At 59.4% G+C, this 14,495-nt stretch carries 11 protein-coding genes; 7 read left to right on the top strand and 4 right to left on the bottom strand.

The annotated features are described in order from the left end of the window. Positions 1-8: 8 nt before the first annotated feature. Positions 9-689, top strand: a complete 681-nt coding sequence (locus PB2503_RS07010; protein WP_013300541.1) for a response regulator — start codon at positions 9-11, stop codon at positions 687-689. A gap of 31 nt (positions 690-720) precedes the next feature. Here PB2503_RS07010 and PB2503_RS07005 read toward each other — a convergent pair whose 3' ends face one another. After that, the gene (locus PB2503_RS07005; protein ID WP_013300540.1) at positions 721-1,401 is read right to left on the bottom strand and encodes a sensor histidine kinase; all 681 of its coding nucleotides are present in this window, start codon (positions 1,399-1,401) and stop codon (positions 721-723) included. Between the two features lie 171 nt (positions 1,402-1,572). Here PB2503_RS07005 and PB2503_RS07000 point away from each other — a divergent pair, with 171 nt between their 5' ends. The 5 genes from PB2503_RS07000 to PB2503_RS06970 all read left to right on the top strand — a co-directional run bounded on the left by PB2503_RS07000 (position 1,573) and on the right by PB2503_RS06970 (position 7,806). Next, entirely contained in the window at positions 1,573-2,073 is a 501-nt protein-coding gene (locus PB2503_RS07000; RefSeq protein ID WP_013300539.1) for a DUF4402 domain-containing protein, read from the top strand. Between the two features lie 10 nt (positions 2,074-2,083). Then, positions 2,084-2,941, top strand: coding sequence for a fimbrial biogenesis chaperone (locus tag PB2503_RS06995; protein ID WP_013300538.1), 858 nt, complete (start codon positions 2,084-2,086; stop codon positions 2,939-2,941). A 10-nt stretch (positions 2,942-2,951) separates the two neighbouring features. After that, on the top strand, positions 2,952-5,597 hold the full coding sequence (locus PB2503_RS06980; protein WP_013300537.1) for a carboxypeptidase-like regulatory domain-containing protein: 2,646 nt from the start codon (positions 2,952-2,954) through the stop codon (positions 5,595-5,597). A 125-nt stretch (positions 5,598-5,722) separates the two neighbouring features. Further along, positions 5,723-6,913, top strand: a complete 1,191-nt coding sequence (locus tag PB2503_RS06975; protein WP_083811005.1) for an ATP-binding response regulator — start codon at positions 5,723-5,725, stop codon at positions 6,911-6,913. 65 nt (positions 6,914-6,978) lie between these two features. Next, positions 6,979-7,806, top strand: coding sequence for a hypothetical protein (locus PB2503_RS06970; RefSeq protein ID WP_013300535.1), 828 nt, complete (start codon positions 6,979-6,981; stop codon positions 7,804-7,806). Between the two features lie 105 nt (positions 7,807-7,911). Here PB2503_RS06970 and PB2503_RS06965 read toward each other — a convergent pair whose 3' ends face one another. Both PB2503_RS06965 and PB2503_RS14690 read right to left on the bottom strand, forming a co-directional pair. Next, the gene (locus PB2503_RS06965) at positions 7,912-9,300 is read right to left on the bottom strand and encodes a TolC family protein (RefSeq protein WP_013300534.1); all 1,389 of its coding nucleotides are present in this window, start codon (positions 9,298-9,300) and stop codon (positions 7,912-7,914) included. Positions 9,301-9,774: 474 nt separating this feature from the next. Further along, positions 9,775-10,449 (bottom strand): hypothetical protein, encoded by a 675-nt coding sequence (locus tag PB2503_RS14690; protein ID WP_013300533.1) that lies wholly within the window; start codon positions 10,447-10,449, stop codon positions 9,775-9,777. Positions 10,450-10,684: 235 nt separating this feature from the next. On the opposite strand from PB2503_RS14690, the gene PB2503_RS06955 reads away from it, so the two are divergent. Then, positions 10,685-13,108 (top strand): HlyD family secretion protein, encoded by a 2,424-nt coding sequence (locus PB2503_RS06955; RefSeq protein ID WP_013300532.1) that lies wholly within the window; start codon positions 10,685-10,687, stop codon positions 13,106-13,108. A 482-nt stretch (positions 13,109-13,590) separates the two neighbouring features. Here PB2503_RS06955 and PB2503_RS13940 read toward each other — a convergent pair whose 3' ends face one another. Further along, positions 13,591-14,487, bottom strand: a complete 897-nt coding sequence (locus tag PB2503_RS13940) for an alpha/beta fold hydrolase (RefSeq protein ID WP_013300531.1) — start codon at positions 14,485-14,487, stop codon at positions 13,591-13,593. Positions 14,488-14,495 lie beyond the last annotated feature (8 nt).

Here is a 14,495-nt window from a genome sequence, read left to right as displayed (position 1 = left end):
AAATTTTCATGAGAAGCTTAAAAGTCCTGGTTGCTGACGATCACTGGGTGGCTCGCGCCTCGATCATCAGCCTGCTCCCGCAATTGGCTGAGGCGGTCACGACGGCGGAAGCTGTGTCCGCGGAGACCATTATTGAGAAAATCGAGACGGAGGGGCCCTTCGACCTTGTCATTCTCGATCTCAATATGCCGCAGACCGATCCTTGGGAGACGATTTTCCAGATCCGCTCCAGGATGGACAGCGTTCCGATCATGATCATGTCGGTAAGCGAGCGGCGCGAAGATGTCCTTGGCTGCCTTGAACACGGGGCGGTGGGCTATGTGCCGAAGACCGCCGAGCCGGAAGCGATCGTCAGGTCGATGAAACGGGTACTCGCCGGTGAGGTCACCTTGCCGCTCCGCATTCTCCAAACGGAATCAGGCGAACCCCATGCCAGCGTGATTTCCGATGACCGGAGCTTTGCTCTCGCCTGTGCAGCCTATGAAAAGCTGACGCCGCGGCAGAAGGAAATCTTCATCCAGTTGGGTGAGGAGGCCAGTAACCAAGAGATCGCGGACAATCTGGGACTGTCCATCAATACCGTCCGGGTTCACATCCAGTCGATCGCGACCAAACTCAACGAGCGCAACCGGACGAAAATCGCGGCCCTCGCCCTGCGCATCGGGCGCCGGGTGGCCCAGGCGGCCTAGCCGCGCGGTCCAGGGACGTTTCGACCGTCGGTTATCTCTCAGGCAGGTGGGCAGGAAGGTCGACCGTGACCTCCGTGCCCCCTGTTTCGGGGCGGCGAAAGATCAACCGCCCCCCCAAGGCCTCAATGGCTCTTGATGAGACGGGGAGGCCAAGGCCCAGTCGAGACGGCCTGGATGTCTGCAATTCGTTCTCGACACGGAAGGGCTCGTAAGGCGGCGCCATAAAATGATCGCTGATGCCAATCCCCTCATCTTTTACCACAATCGCCACTCTTTTCCCGGCCTGAGGCCTCGCCGTGAGCGTGATACTGCCTTTCGAAAAGGCGAGGGCATTATCGAGAAGGGGAAGGATCGATAATGCGAGCAAATTTTCGTCGGTACAGACTGTAAGGGGAGCAAGATCCGTCTCGATGCGCCCCCCCTCGCCCCGAAGGTCACTATCTCGACCGATCATTGCCGCCATCGCGTCTTCGAGTTCCAGGGGAGCCGGTTGCGGGATCGGGTTCCCGTAACTCAACCATAGAAAATGACCGAGGGCCTGAAGTTCGATATCGGTCTCCTCAAGACCTTGGCTTATCGCGGAGAGGATCTCCTTCGCCGGCGCAGAAAGAGGCTCGCGCGATAGACCCGACGTCAATGTCCGCATACCAATGAGAGGTTGCCTGAGGAGGTGGCGAAAGCGTGCGGCAAAGTCAGCGTCTGAGAGGGACATCCCCCCTTCCTATCAGCACCGAGCGGTATGCGTAAGGCTGGTCGTTGCCAACCTATGGCGGCAGACCGACTAATCCCCCTCACATTCTGTCCTAAAACCCCTCTGATAGGTCGCCATCATGGACGCCGTTCACGCACCGAGCGGCGGGGTGAGTATCTGATGGGGAATACAATGCATAACGTGAAAATTGCCGTGGGGCTTATCGTTCTGGCACTCTCGCCGACAGGGAGTGTCCTCGCGCAATCATCGACCTTTTCTGCGCAGGCTGAGATTCTGGATGCGATCCAATTGACCAAGGATGCCGATCTGGCCTTTGGGAAGATCGTTGCCGATCCGGTCAGCGGTTTCGACGTCACGGTCGACACGACCGGTGCCCAGAATTGCCCGGTTGGCCAGGTCTGCTTTGGCACCAGCACCGCGGCGGCCTTTACGGTGTCCGGGACCGGGGACAACAATTACGCTGTCACGCTGCCGGTTGCGGCCGCCATTACCCACGCCACCTCGTCCAGCACAATGTTGGTCAAGGATTTTGTCACGTCCCTGACGAACGATCGTGGCCAACTGACAGCCGGGTCTGACAGCTTTACGCTGGGGGCCACTCTTGAAATCGCCGCAGCGCAAGAGCCCGGCGCCTATTCGGGGACGTTCAACGTTTCCGTCGACTACGAATAAAGCGGATCCCATGGCAAACCGTCGTATGGCTCATACGAGGAAAGGCTCGGCGCGGCGGCTCTTTGTGGGCCTCCTCGTCATGCTGGCGACGGGGGGGGCGAGCAGTGCCCTTGCGGGCCCAGGCGATCTACTGATCTCCCCCACCCGTATCGTTCTCGAAGGCCGAGACCGCGTCGCCGACCTCACTCTTGTCAATAAGGGCATGGAGACGACGACGTTTCGCGTCTCGTTCGAGAACCGACGTATGTTGAGCGATGGCCGCTTTGAAAAGGTTGAAACGCCAAAGGACGGGGAACAATTCTCTGCCCCCTTTGTGCGCTTTGCGCCCCGGCAGGTCACGCTTGCGCCCGGCGCCCCTCAAACTCTTCGTTTGATCGTCAGAAAACCCGCCGATCTCGAACCGGGGGAATATCGATCTCACCTATTGCTGTCGGCGATTCCTGATGTCGTTGAAACGGCGCCGAACGCGCCGGCGACAGGCGGGGCGATATCGATCGCCCTACAGCCAATTTTCGGGCTGAGCATTCCGGTCATTGTCAGAGAAGGCATCTTGACCGCCTCTGTCGAGATCGGCGACATTGATCTTGACACCAATGCCGAGACCGCGCTGGCCAAAGTGCAAGTGCGGCGGCTTGGTAGCCGTTCGCTCTACGGCGATCTGCGGCTGATCGACGATCGGTCGGGCAGTGTTGTGGCCGAGCGACGGGGATTAGCTGTCTATACCCCTAATTCCGCTCGCTGGGCCACCCTCCCCCTTCCGTCGGTGGAGGAAGACGACCTCTCGCACTATTCCGTTCTGTTCGAGGACAGATCGTCGACGACAGGCGCCGTCCTTTCTGACCCCGTTCCGCTGCTGCCAACGCGTTGAGCAAATCTCATTGGCGTGGCTGTTAAAGCGATTGATCCTGGGGGCGCTTTGCTTCCTTACCTGGCCCCTGGCCATCGCAGGGGAACGGCCCACAGAAACCTGGCCATCGGTCGACCCGAACACACTGATCATTCTTGAGCTCCGCACAGGGCGACAAATTTTGGAGCCGGGGCTTATCGGCTACGACACGGCCGGCGGGGCCTGCGTCCTCTTTCATCAATTTACCCTCGCCCTCGATTTTGCCATCGATCACTATCCAGATCGGTTCGAAGGCTGGTTCCTCGATGAGGATAGGTCCTTCCGTCTCCAGTATAATGGTGATGAGGTAACGATTGGCCTCGTTTCCAAGCCTCTGCCGAGGGGAGCGGTGTTCGACGATGCCGGCCAGGCCTGCGTGGTCCTTGATACGCTTGCGGACTGGTTTCCCCTCGACCTCACCTACCGCTCATCGGAAGCTGTCCTGTTGGTCGAGAGCCATGTCCCACTCCCCTTCGAGGAACGCATGGCACGGCAGGCCCAGGGCGCGGCCCGTTCCCCCGCCCAAGAGCGCCCGAGCTTGGAGGAGGCGACCTTCGCACCGTACGCGGTGGCGACGGCGCCCATCATCGATGTCAGCCTATCCTCCGAGATCAGCCGTATCGATCAAACCGCCGCTAGTACCTTTATCGCGAAAGGCGATCTGTTGCGTCTGACGGCGGAAACCTATGGCGCCGGGTCGGCCGAAACCGGCCTCGACCAAGTGCGTTTCCGCATCGGACGACGTGACCCTCGGGGCATCTTGCCCTCTGGCCCCTTTCTGACCGAAGCCATGGCCGGTGATGTCGCAAGCCTTGCTAGTCCCCTCACGGCGGCCCCCTCCTTTGGTCGGGGCCTCCTCCTCTCCAATCGCCGGCTCGATCGCCCCGATGTCTTCGACAGTACCGATCTTCGGGGGCCGCTCCCGCCGGGGTGGCAGGTCGAGCTTTACCGAAACGGCGTCTTCTTGGCGGTTCAATCTGCTCAGAGCGGCAACGAATATCTCTTCGAAGATGTGGCGCTGAGATTTGGACGAAATCTTTTCACACTCAAATTCTACGGACCCCAGGGCCAGCGGCGGGATGTGGAAAGAGAGATCCTGGTGGGCTCGGACAGTCTCGCGCCGGGGAAAAGCCGCTTTTCGCTGTCTGTTAACGAGGACGGCGAAACCCTCTTCGGCAGCCGAGACACCGGCGTGGAGCGTGGCTGGCGGGCCCTTTCGCAACTCGATATCGGCATCACCGAAACACTGACCCTCGGCGGGGGGGTCAGTACCTATCCCGATACAAATGGTCAAAATACGTTTGCCGAGGGGCGAATGCGCGCCGCCATTGGGGGGTGGGCCGTTCTCGCCGATGTCGCCCATGATCTTTCCAGCGGCGCCGCCCTCTCCCTCGCCGCGCAACGAGGAACTCCCCGATTCTCGCTGCAAGCCAGTTTACAACGGTTCTCCTCGTTCGAGAGTGAACAAGCTCGCTTTATCGGAAACAGCCCCCTCCGCTCCCGCGCGGACATAAGATTAGACGCCCAATTTCTACAGGAGACCGACGTTCCCCTGGTCGCTGCCTTTGCGGCGGCCTGGTCGGAAAACGAGGAGGGCCTTGGGCGGATCGATGCGCGTGCGAGAGCGTCGACCCGCCTCGGCGACACCTATGCGACGACGGCGATCCAGCACCAGCACCAGCAAGGGACCCTCACGTCTCACGACGTGACCACGGGGACAACACTCATCAGTCAAAATACGTCATCAGGCCCCTGGCGCTTCAACGCAGACTATCAATTCTCTCCCACATGGGAGCTGCAAGAATTGTCCCTCGATAAGCAATGGCTCATCGGCAAGGCCACGACAACGCGCATAAGGAGCGGCTATCTATTCCGAAATGCCCAGTCATTTGGTGAAATCGGCTGGTCGACCCGCCTCGATTCAGTGGCGATCGGCGCCTTTGCCCGCATCAGCAGCGATCAGGATCTGAGCGTCGGGGTCAATCTGACCTCCTCTCTCCTCAAACCGCCGGGAGCAGCCCGTTGGCAGGCCCGCGGGCAGCCGCTTACCCAGCATGGCACGATCATGGTACGGCCTTTTCTCGACCAGAATGCCGATGGCAAATTATCGGCTAACGAGCCTCTGCTTGGCGGCGTACAGGCTGCGGTTAATGGGCGCCCTGTTGACGAGGACCGCCCAACCTCGTCAAACGCCCTTATGCTGACGAACCTTCCTGCATTCCAACCCGTCCGAGTCGAGCTCGATTTATCCTCCCTTGACGATCCTTTTTTGAAACCGAGTATCAGCGATACAGTGGCTATCGTACCGCGTCCGGGACGAATACAGAGCATTGATTTTCCCCTCATCCCCACCGGTGAGGTGCTGGGGACCGTCATCAATCGTCAGACTGGTCGGCCCATTGCGGGCCTCCCCTTGGAATTGCTCGATGGGGAAGGAGTTCTCATCGATCGGACCCGTACTGAATTCGATGGTTTCTATATTTTCGAACAATTACCCTACGACACATATCATTTGCGTATCGCCGTTGACGACGCCAAGAAATTCGGCCTTGCCATCGAGAACACTCCGCATTTTCGCCTTAGTTCTCGACAAGACATTGTCGAAGGACTAAATTTACTAGTCGACTCACGCCCCTGACGCCTAGCGACTCGATCAATTATTTGCTAAGCACTTTGATCATTCGCGGTGAGTACGTTTGCGGTGAACTAGAGCCAATTCCCTAAATGGTTGTGGGGGTTAGTGAAGCCAAGTAGTGAGTGTAAATGACAATGGCGACAGTTGCTCCCACCATGTTCTCGCCTATGGGAAAGGCTGGGCTGAGAATTCTCCTTGTGGAGGATGACGATGTCGACGCGGTCCTCACACAGCGTTACCTTAAATGGGCAAATCCCTATGGGGAACTACACCGCGTTCGATCGGTTGCGGAGGCCTTGGAGGTGTTCGCGCCGGCGCGCTTCGATGTCCTCCTGATTGACGAATATTTGGGCGCGGATTATGGGACGGATCTCGTCCGCCAGGCTCGGGCTCTCGACCCTCTTGCGACGCTGATATTGATGACCGGCGGTGACGAGGCAGATATTTCCTCCCGCGCCCTCTGGGTGGGGGCTGATGATTTTATCCTAAAAGATCAATTGTCAGAACCGTTCTTGTCACGGGTCCTGGCCTATGCGGTCGCGCGGAAACGGACAGAAACCGAGCTTCGTCGGGCAAAGTCGGAGGCGCAAGAAGGGGCGGCGGCCAAGAGCAAGTTTATCGCGCTCTTAAGCCATGAGATCAGAACACCGCTACACGGTATTATCGGCATGGCCGAAGCCCTTGGGAGCTCTCGCCTTGACGACTTACAGGCCGAGCTGGTGGGGGCTTTGGACGAGGCGAGCAATCAACTCCTACAGATTGTAAACAACATACTCGAACAGGCTGAAAATTCAGCCAAGGGCGTGTCGATCGAAGTCGAAGTGGCGTCCGTCCCCGATGCGATCGAGACTGTTCTGAGGGTTCATCGAGAAGCCGCCGCCAAAAAGGGGCTCACTTTGACCTGCCGCATTCGTCAGAACGTGCCGACCCGTCTGATATTCGATCCCCTGCGCTTCGGTCAGGTTCTAGGTAATCTGGTCTCGAACGCCATCAAATTTACCGATACGGGCACGATCACCGTCACGACCGATTATGATGGACATCTTCTGGTTGTCAGCGTCCGGGATACGGGAAGGGGGATGCCACCGGAAACCCTGGAAACGTGCTTCGAACCCTTTGGGAAGGCGACAAAGGCGGATCCCGATCGCGGATCGGGTCTGGGCTTATCGATTTGTCGGGAGATCATCGAAGCGACCGGTGGCGAGATCGAGGCATTCAGCACCCAAGGGGTGGGGACCGTCGTAGAAGTCAGAATGCCGGTGCGACGTCCCCCGACAGCCGTGAATGAACACGCCCAGAGCGATCAACGGCCAAGATGATCTGCCCGATAGGCCTTCCGATAAGGGGCCCTTACGCTCAGGGGCGGTGACGCGTACCGTTTGATATGCTCCGAGTTCTTCCCTTTCTCAGTGTCCTATTCGGCAGTCTGTCGATTGTCCTATTGCTGGACTATGCGTTGCGGGTCGATTTCGTTTCGGCACTCGAAGCTCTGCTCACCTATTACGACAGAGCGATAACGGTCTTCCTTGGTGGCCTTAAGCCGCTGATGGACGCCCTTACGACGACCATTGCGCGATGGGTGGGCGTCGATTGGACACTCTATCCGCATTGGCGCCATATTCTCGTTCCGATGTGGCTCTATGTTCTGGCCGATACCCGCACGACCTGGATGATGCCGGGCCGAGAGCGGAAGGTTTCAGCCATCGCTCTCCTCCTTTATGGCGGGGTCTTAAGCGTTGGCGCCAGCGTCATTGGCGCCACGGCCCCCCTTGGCGCCGGCGATCTCCGCATTGTCCTCGCACCGATAGCGGCCCTTGTATTCTTTAATCTTATAAAGGCCCTATGGGATGCGACGTTCCATCAATATCCCGATAGTTCATGGCTGAAGACCTTCGGCTATTATTTCTCCTCTCTTGTCGCCACTAATATCGCCATTGGACTGGCGATCTTCGCGCTCGGTCATGAGTTGAATGAGGCCGGTCTCGGTCAGCTCAATGCGACGCTTTTGGTGGCCGTACTCATTCTCCTGGGGATCCGGCATTTGATCGTCGCCGCGTATGTGGCCAGTCGCTGGCCGGCAACGGGCAACACTTGGCGGGGGCGATTTCGCCGATCCGCTCATTCCGGGCTCGGATTCGCCATCCTTCAGGTTGTCAGCGGCGCCGTGGCGTTTCTCGTCCTAAATGCCGGACTGTCCTTCGTGGGACTCTAGAGCCGTTTCAGCTCAACGGTGTCGTGAAACGGCTATTGCGGCGAGGCTGCGGCGAGAGGTGGGCGGACAAATAGGCCTGCGCCCCCCGCCCCGTCGCCCAATGATTTAAAGGGCGGCGGTCGTGTCGGCCCCATCGGGGGCTGGATCCTCGAACATCACGACGTCCCCGACCGCGCAGCTAATGTCCCGACCAGGCATACAATCGAGAACGAGCAGCACGTCGATTGTTGCCAGGGTCGCTTCCTTCTGAGCTTCGAGAAGATTGGTCCGCGCATCGAGCAAATTCCGCTCGGCATTCAGCAAGTCCAGCGTTGTACGAATCCCATTTTCGGACTCGACCCGCACCCCCTCAGCCACCGCTTCGTTGGCCTCCACCACTTCCTCGGCGAAGTCCACAGCCACAAGGGACTGGCGATAGCGTTCAAAGGCTTCAAAGGCTGTTCGCTCGATCGTGCGGCGGGCCTGGGCCAGACGCTCTTGGTCCCGCTGATTGAGCGCTTCGGCCTCACGGATCAGCGCGCTTACGCGACCGCCGGAATAAAGCGGCACTTCGACCCTCACCCCCACGAGAAATTCCTCCCGAGTGTCGAGCAAGGTCGAGGTCCCGTCGGTATATTCGTATGTGGCCCCGAGGGCGACATTCGGACGGCCCTGGGCGCGCGCCACACGGATCGCTTCACTGGACGCCGCTTCGAGATGTTCGGCAACTTCGACCAACGGCGCATCCGAAAGGGCGGTGGATACGACGCTTTGCTGATCGACATTCGCCGGGGGCGATAAGGTCGGCAAGCTCAAATCCTCAGGGGCCTGCCCGACAAGCTCGATGTAGCGATAGCGACTGATCGCCAGATCCCCTCGGGCGTCGGCAAGGGCGGCGCGCGCGCCGGCGAGGCGAGCGTCGGCCTGCAACACATCGGTGCGTGTCAGGATACCAAGATCGAATTGGCGTTGGGCACGCCGCAAGCGTTGCTCCGACAGAGAAAGACTGTCCTCAGCCAGCCGGAAAGATTCCTGATCGACATAGGTTTCAAGATAGGCATCCGCGACATCGCGATAGATTTCGAGTTCGACTTGACGGATTTCCGCGCGGGCAGCCTCAGCCGCCGCTTTGGCACTGGCGATCTCGCCTCGGATGCGCCCCCCCGCATAGAGTTCGAGGCGCGCGTCCACCGCGCCTTGGTAACGCTCATTGTCCGTCTCGGTGGTGAAAATCTCGTCGATCTCGACCCCGGCAACAACCCGGTCACTTTCCGAGGTCGTCTCGGAGGACAAATAATCGGCCTGGCCCCGAAGGCGGATGAGGGGCATGCGACCACTCTGGGCACCGCTGAGACGGGCTTCCGCCGCAGCCATCAGGCTCTGAGCCTCACGGATCCGGGGATCGGCTTGCATTGCTTGGTCGATGGATGCCGTCAGCGTCTGAGCGACAGCCGGACAGACCGCCGTTATCGCCATAACAGCCGCGCAGATAAGCGGCTTCTTTACCCCAACCATTCCAACTCTACTCCCCGAAACCATACAACGCCTTTGGTTTCCCGCTTTTTTATCTGGCCGCCCATCAAGACCTCTCATCTGTGATTAAGCAAGAGAGATTGATATTTCATGCGACTTCATCTTTTTCGTCCGGTTATTATCGACCCTGGTAAAAACCGCCGCTCGGCGGCCTGACCGACAGCCGCGGGCGCATCCCTTCACCGGACGGCGCCCACTCGCCCAGGAATGCAAATCTCGAACCGATGGCGCCACACAAATTGCAGTCGACCCTGTCTACGCGCGTAGAAGGCAGAAACCCAAAAAAAGGGCCCAGATGGGGCCCTTTCTTGGAGGTTGGTCCTGTCACTCATGCCCCCCGCCATTCATGCCCACTGCATTCATGCCCAATGGCATGGGGGACGTGCTGAGCACCTCGACAGGTCGTTTCCCAGTCGGCAAGTCTGCGCCAGGAAGGCCGACCTACCTGAATAAAGCTTAGCGAACCGCTTTGAGCTTGTTGACCTCTTCGCGCAGCGCCGCGATCTCCGCCTTCATTTCCTTCATTTCTTCGTCGATTTTGTCGACACGCGGTTTCGCGAAGGCTTCAAGGAGTCCTTGGCCCTCACTCGATTGCATGAAGTCCTGGCGAACGCCTTCCCATCCGACCTGCTGCATTTTGGTCAGGAAATTCGCAAAGCGTTCCAAATGTTCGAGATTGACGTTCTCATAGGCTTGTTGGCCGTCGGTCGGCTTCGCCGTGAGGAACTCATGGAACCGGCGCATCATGCCTTTGCCGGGGGCACCGACCTGGTCGCTCCGGGTTTCCAGTTCTTCGAGCAGGCGTTTGGTCCCATACTCAGTGAACGCCGTTCCGGGGATCATTTTGGGGTTTTCTTCCCCCTCCGGGCGCGCCCTTAGGGTCTTAAGCAGAACGCCCGCGAAATACTTGCTGCGGTCGCCGCTATAGGCATCGGCGGCGCCGCCCGGGCCCGATGATTGCGCGGCACTGGGGGCCGCACTCGGCGGCGGCGGCGCGGCGGCGGGTTGGGCCGCCGCAGCGGGGGCAGCCCCGCCTGCATTGAGGCCGGCAGCCCGCGATTTCAGCGCCATCAACCGCTGGCGGCGCTCTTCGATTTCATGCTCGGGTACGTTATCGGACAACTGGCTCATGATACCTTCCTTTTAATCCGCAAATAGAGTCGGACCATCTCCCTGATCGGTACCGCCCTGGCACAAGCTGTGCTTCGCCTACATGGCCTATCGTACAATTCCATTTCAGAAAAGGACGATGGGACGGATTGGTTTTGTTTTTTGCAAGCGCGTTGCCATCTGGGCTCTTTATTGAATAGGATAACGAGCAACGGCGAAATGCGTTGGTGTACAACCTGGGGATGGTGAGATCATCGTGAGCAGTAAAGCGTCGCAAGGCCCTGAATTTTCAGACCATCTTCCGCTTCCATATCGGCTTCGTCCCGATGTGACCGTCAGCCAGTCGACCGATGTCGTCGATGGCCGCAAACGCTTTTACTTGAAGACCCCAGAAGGGAAAATCTTCGAGGTCGGAGAGGAGGAATACTTCTTCTGTACCCGTCTGGATGGCCGTGTCTCATTTGTGGAATTGAAAGCCGCCTTTGAAGCCCAATTCGACACGACTCTGACCCTCAACAATTTCACCGCCTTCGCCCAGGAATTGATGGGCATGGGCATCATCCAGGATGTCTCGGCCACCAAGGAAAACCAAGCCTCTGTGATCGATCGGATCCTCGATCCCGACGATCCCGATCCCCGTGCGACACCGTTCCGGCGGACCTTGCTGGATCCCACCGCCTTTTTTGCGATGATGGGGCAATTGCGGCCGGCCTTCGGGTTTTTATCCTTTATCACGCTGCCCATTTTCGCCTTGGGTCTTGGTGTTTATTTCAATCATGGCGAGGCCATGGGGGTCGATTTCCGCCGCGCCGTTTTCGATGTCGGCGTTATCGTACTCGTCGTGCTCAGCCTTTTCGGCGTCAACCTGGTGAGTAAACTGGTTCAAGGGACGGCCGCTTACGTCAATGGCGCCCCCGTGCAGAGCCTGGGGATCAACGTATTCTTCGGCTTCTTCCCCCGGTTCTATATCGATCACCGGGCGATCATGGGCCTTGATTATAAGGCGCAGCGCCGCGTCTTCGGCTCAGCGATGTTGACCCGGATGTTCCTCTTTGGCTTTTTCGCCATGATGTGGCTGGCCTTGCGGCCGAACGCGGTCTTTCTGTCCGATCTCATGCTGCTGCTGAGCCACATGTCGCTCGCCGCGCTGATCGTCACGGCCCTGCCCTTTTTCCCCACCGACGGTTATCGCTGGATTGCCGCCTATATCGGCCAGCCTTTCCTACGGGAGCGGTCTTTCCGGTATCTCGGCATGGTGCTTCGGGGGAAAAAGGCGCCCGACGAGATGGGAGCATGGGACAAGACCGGCGCCTTGTTGTTTTCTACCATCAGCCTGTTGGTCGTCATCGCGGTCGTCACCCTTGTGTTCGGCATGTTGGCCATTGTTCTCGAGCGAAATCTCGGGGGCGCAGGAATGGGCATCTTCGCGGTCATCCTGATGATCTCGGCCCTCTGGCTTTATTTCGCCCGAAATGCGTCGCATCGGATGCAGGAAAAGCTGCGTCAGAATGTTCAAGCCCTGCGCGATGGCAATCAGGCACGCGCCTTGCCCGGGCCTGAGAAGTCGAAAAAAGCTGGGGCCCCCGTGATCGATATCAAAACGCGCCATCCGCAGCAGGAAACAACCTCGCTGCCACAGATCACCCCGCCGACCCGCGCGGGCTGGGCAAAGCCTGTTTTAATTGCCCTTTTGGTGATCGCCTTCCTGTTCCTCTGGTGGCCTTATCAGTACAAGCCCGGCGGTAATTTCGAAGTTCTTCCTCAAGAGCGGGCGCAGGTACGCGCGCGCATTGAGGGGGAAATCACTGAGATTTATGTCCAAGAAGGGGACATCGTCGAGGCAGGAGCGCCCCTTGCGCAGGTGACCAATTGGCAGGCGGAGCGTAATATTCGCGTTATCGAGGCCGAATTGGCGCAGTCCCGCGCCGTTCTCGATCGCCTGCTTGAAGGCTCCACCGATGAGGAAGTCGAACTGGCCCGTCGTCAGGTGGAACGGGCGGCCAGCCAGCTGGATTTTCGGCGCGCCGAATTAGAGCGCCAGCAGGCTTTGTCCGCCGATGGCTATACCTCGAACCGCGCCGTTGAATTGGCCCGGTCTGAATATCGCTCAGCCCTCTCCGATCTCGGTGTCGCCCGGGCCAATCTCGACGTCGTGGACCGGGACGCCACACCGTCAGAAATCGCGGCGGCCCGGGCCGATGTCACCCGGCTGGAGCAGGATCTGTCTTACCGACAGGACGAGGTGAGCCGGACCACGCTCCGTGCAACCATTGGTGGTCAGGTCGTGACCCCCGAAGAGACGCTCCGTCTCGGCGATTATCTCCGCGTTGGCGATCTGTTCGTCGAGATCGAGAACATGCAGCGCCCAAAAGTGCAGGTATTCGTGTCCCAAAACGAAGCCCGGTTCCTTGAGGTGGGGCAGCGGGTTCGGATCCGGACCTGGGGGTTCAGCGACGATGTCACCTACGGTACGGTCAACTCGATTGCGCCGACGGTCGATCCCCAGCGCGGCGAGCAGGTGCTGCGGATCGTGGCCAGTATTGATGAAGAGGTTCCCGACCTCCCCTCGAATATGACAGGGTATGCGAAGATCGAGACCGATACGATGCCGCTGTGGCGGGCCTATCTCTTGTTCTTGATCCGCTTCTTCCAGGTCGAAGTCTGGTCCTGGTTCCCCTAAGACCCAGCGGCGGGGTGACGGGGCGCCAAAGCGGCGCCCTGTCTCCCCCGTCTCCGGCCCGGCGTGCCCCCTTAAAGAGGCTTCACGAAGCCTTCCGGCCTCCCCCGTTCCTAGGGCTTAAGCATTTTCACGTGAACTGGGCGCTGGTTCCCATGAAGACAGGACGCGCGGGCCCCATCGATAAGATGCAGAAATGGCGCGGAGGCCCCGCTCGGCAGCCCCCTCGCGCGCGTCCCCATTCACAAAAGGCCGGGATTTCCCTTTCGCTGGGTGGACGCCCGCGCAGACGGGGGGGAGAGATCGCTCGGCGTCGTCCCCCTTATGGGGGAAGTCGGCCCCCTATCCCCGGCGAACCGATGCCCCTGATGCGCCGGATGTCATACACGCGATTTCCACGCCTCATAAGAGAACGGGAATCGTCGCTGTTCGCGACATAAAAGGCTCAACTTGCTCAGCCTGTATGACAGAAGTAGTGATTTGTTTTAGGCCGCGGGCCGGATCCCGCCCTCTTGGGTCAAGAAAGCCGCCGTACGCATGGCAAATTCCTTTGGCCGTGATGCGGGGAAGAAATGCCCTGCCCCAGGAATGACATGGAACCGCGCCCTTGGACATGCCCGCGCCAGTGCGACGCCGGATTTCAGCGTCATACTCTTGCGCCCGTAAAGCGCAAAGGTCGGCGCCTTCAGCACGTTCAAGGCCTCGACGGGGCGGTCGGTCCCAAACTGGAAATCTTTGGCCGCGGTCGTGTTATCGAGCAGCTCGATCCAGCGTTTGGCCGACCGCTTTCCCATGACCCGACCGCTATTGATCACTTTTTGCTCAAGAACCGCCGCGCGTTCGGGGCTTTCGAGTTTCAGCCGCGCAATCGCTGTGAGCAGGGCGACGCCGAATTCACCGTCATTCTCATCGAGAACAACCCCCAGCTCCTTCAGCATCCCCTTCAGCGCGCCCCCCTGTGACCAGCTGCCAAGGGCCATACGGGGCTGCACCACGGGCAGGCGAGAGTCGGCGAGGACCAAGGCCCGGACCCGGTCCGGCCAATTGGTGGCAAAGCAGAAGCTGACCAGGCCACCATAGGAATGGCCGATCAAAAACACCCGATCGAGACCGAGGAAATCGAGCACATCGGACAAATCCTCCGCCATGGCCTCAGCCGTGTAACCGGTAGCGGGCATGGAAGAGAGGCCGTGGCCGCGCAGATCAAGCACAGTCACCCGACCGAAGGCCCGCAGCATCATCGCGACGCCGCCATACCAGAAGGCCATATTGCTTGCGAGCCCATGCACCAGGACGATGTCCGGCGCATTGGGACGCTCCGCCCCCAGCGGATCAAGCTGGGTAACGCTGATTTGCGCCCCCCGGCACGAGACAACTTCCATGGCCAAAC

The organism is Parvularcula bermudensis HTCC2503, from assembly GCF_000152825.2.
In the GTDB taxonomy this organism is placed as follows: domain Bacteria; phylum Pseudomonadota; class Alphaproteobacteria; order Caulobacterales; family Parvularculaceae; genus Parvularcula; species Parvularcula bermudensis.
This window is presented reverse-complemented; position numbering and strand designations above follow the sequence as displayed.

Coding starts and splice junctions, on each gene's coding strand:
- PB2503_RS14690 (WP_013300533.1), bottom strand. CDS start 10,449: ATGAGCCAGTTGTCCGATAACGTACCCGAGCATGAAATCGAAGAGCGC.
- PB2503_RS06975 (WP_083811005.1), top strand. CDS start 5,723: ATGACAATGGCGACAGTTGCTCCCACCATGTTCTCGCCTATGGGAAAG.
- PB2503_RS07000 (WP_013300539.1), top strand. CDS start 1,573: ATGCATAACGTGAAAATTGCCGTGGGGCTTATCGTTCTGGCACTCTCG.
- PB2503_RS06995 (WP_013300538.1), top strand. CDS start 2,084: ATGGCAAACCGTCGTATGGCTCATACGAGGAAAGGCTCGGCGCGGCGG.
- PB2503_RS13940 (WP_013300531.1), bottom strand. CDS start 14,487: ATGGAAGTTGTCTCGTGCCGGGGGGCGCAAATCAGCGTTACCCAGCTT.
- PB2503_RS07005 (WP_013300540.1), bottom strand. CDS start 1,401: ATGTCCCTCTCAGACGCTGACTTTGCCGCACGCTTTCGCCACCTCCTC.
- PB2503_RS06965 (WP_013300534.1), bottom strand. CDS start 9,300: ATGGTTGGGGTAAAGAAGCCGCTTATCTGCGCGGCTGTTATGGCGATA.
- PB2503_RS07010 (WP_013300541.1), top strand. CDS start 9: ATGAGAAGCTTAAAAGTCCTGGTTGCTGACGATCACTGGGTGGCTCGC.
- PB2503_RS06970 (WP_013300535.1), top strand. CDS start 6,979: ATGCTCCGAGTTCTTCCCTTTCTCAGTGTCCTATTCGGCAGTCTGTCG.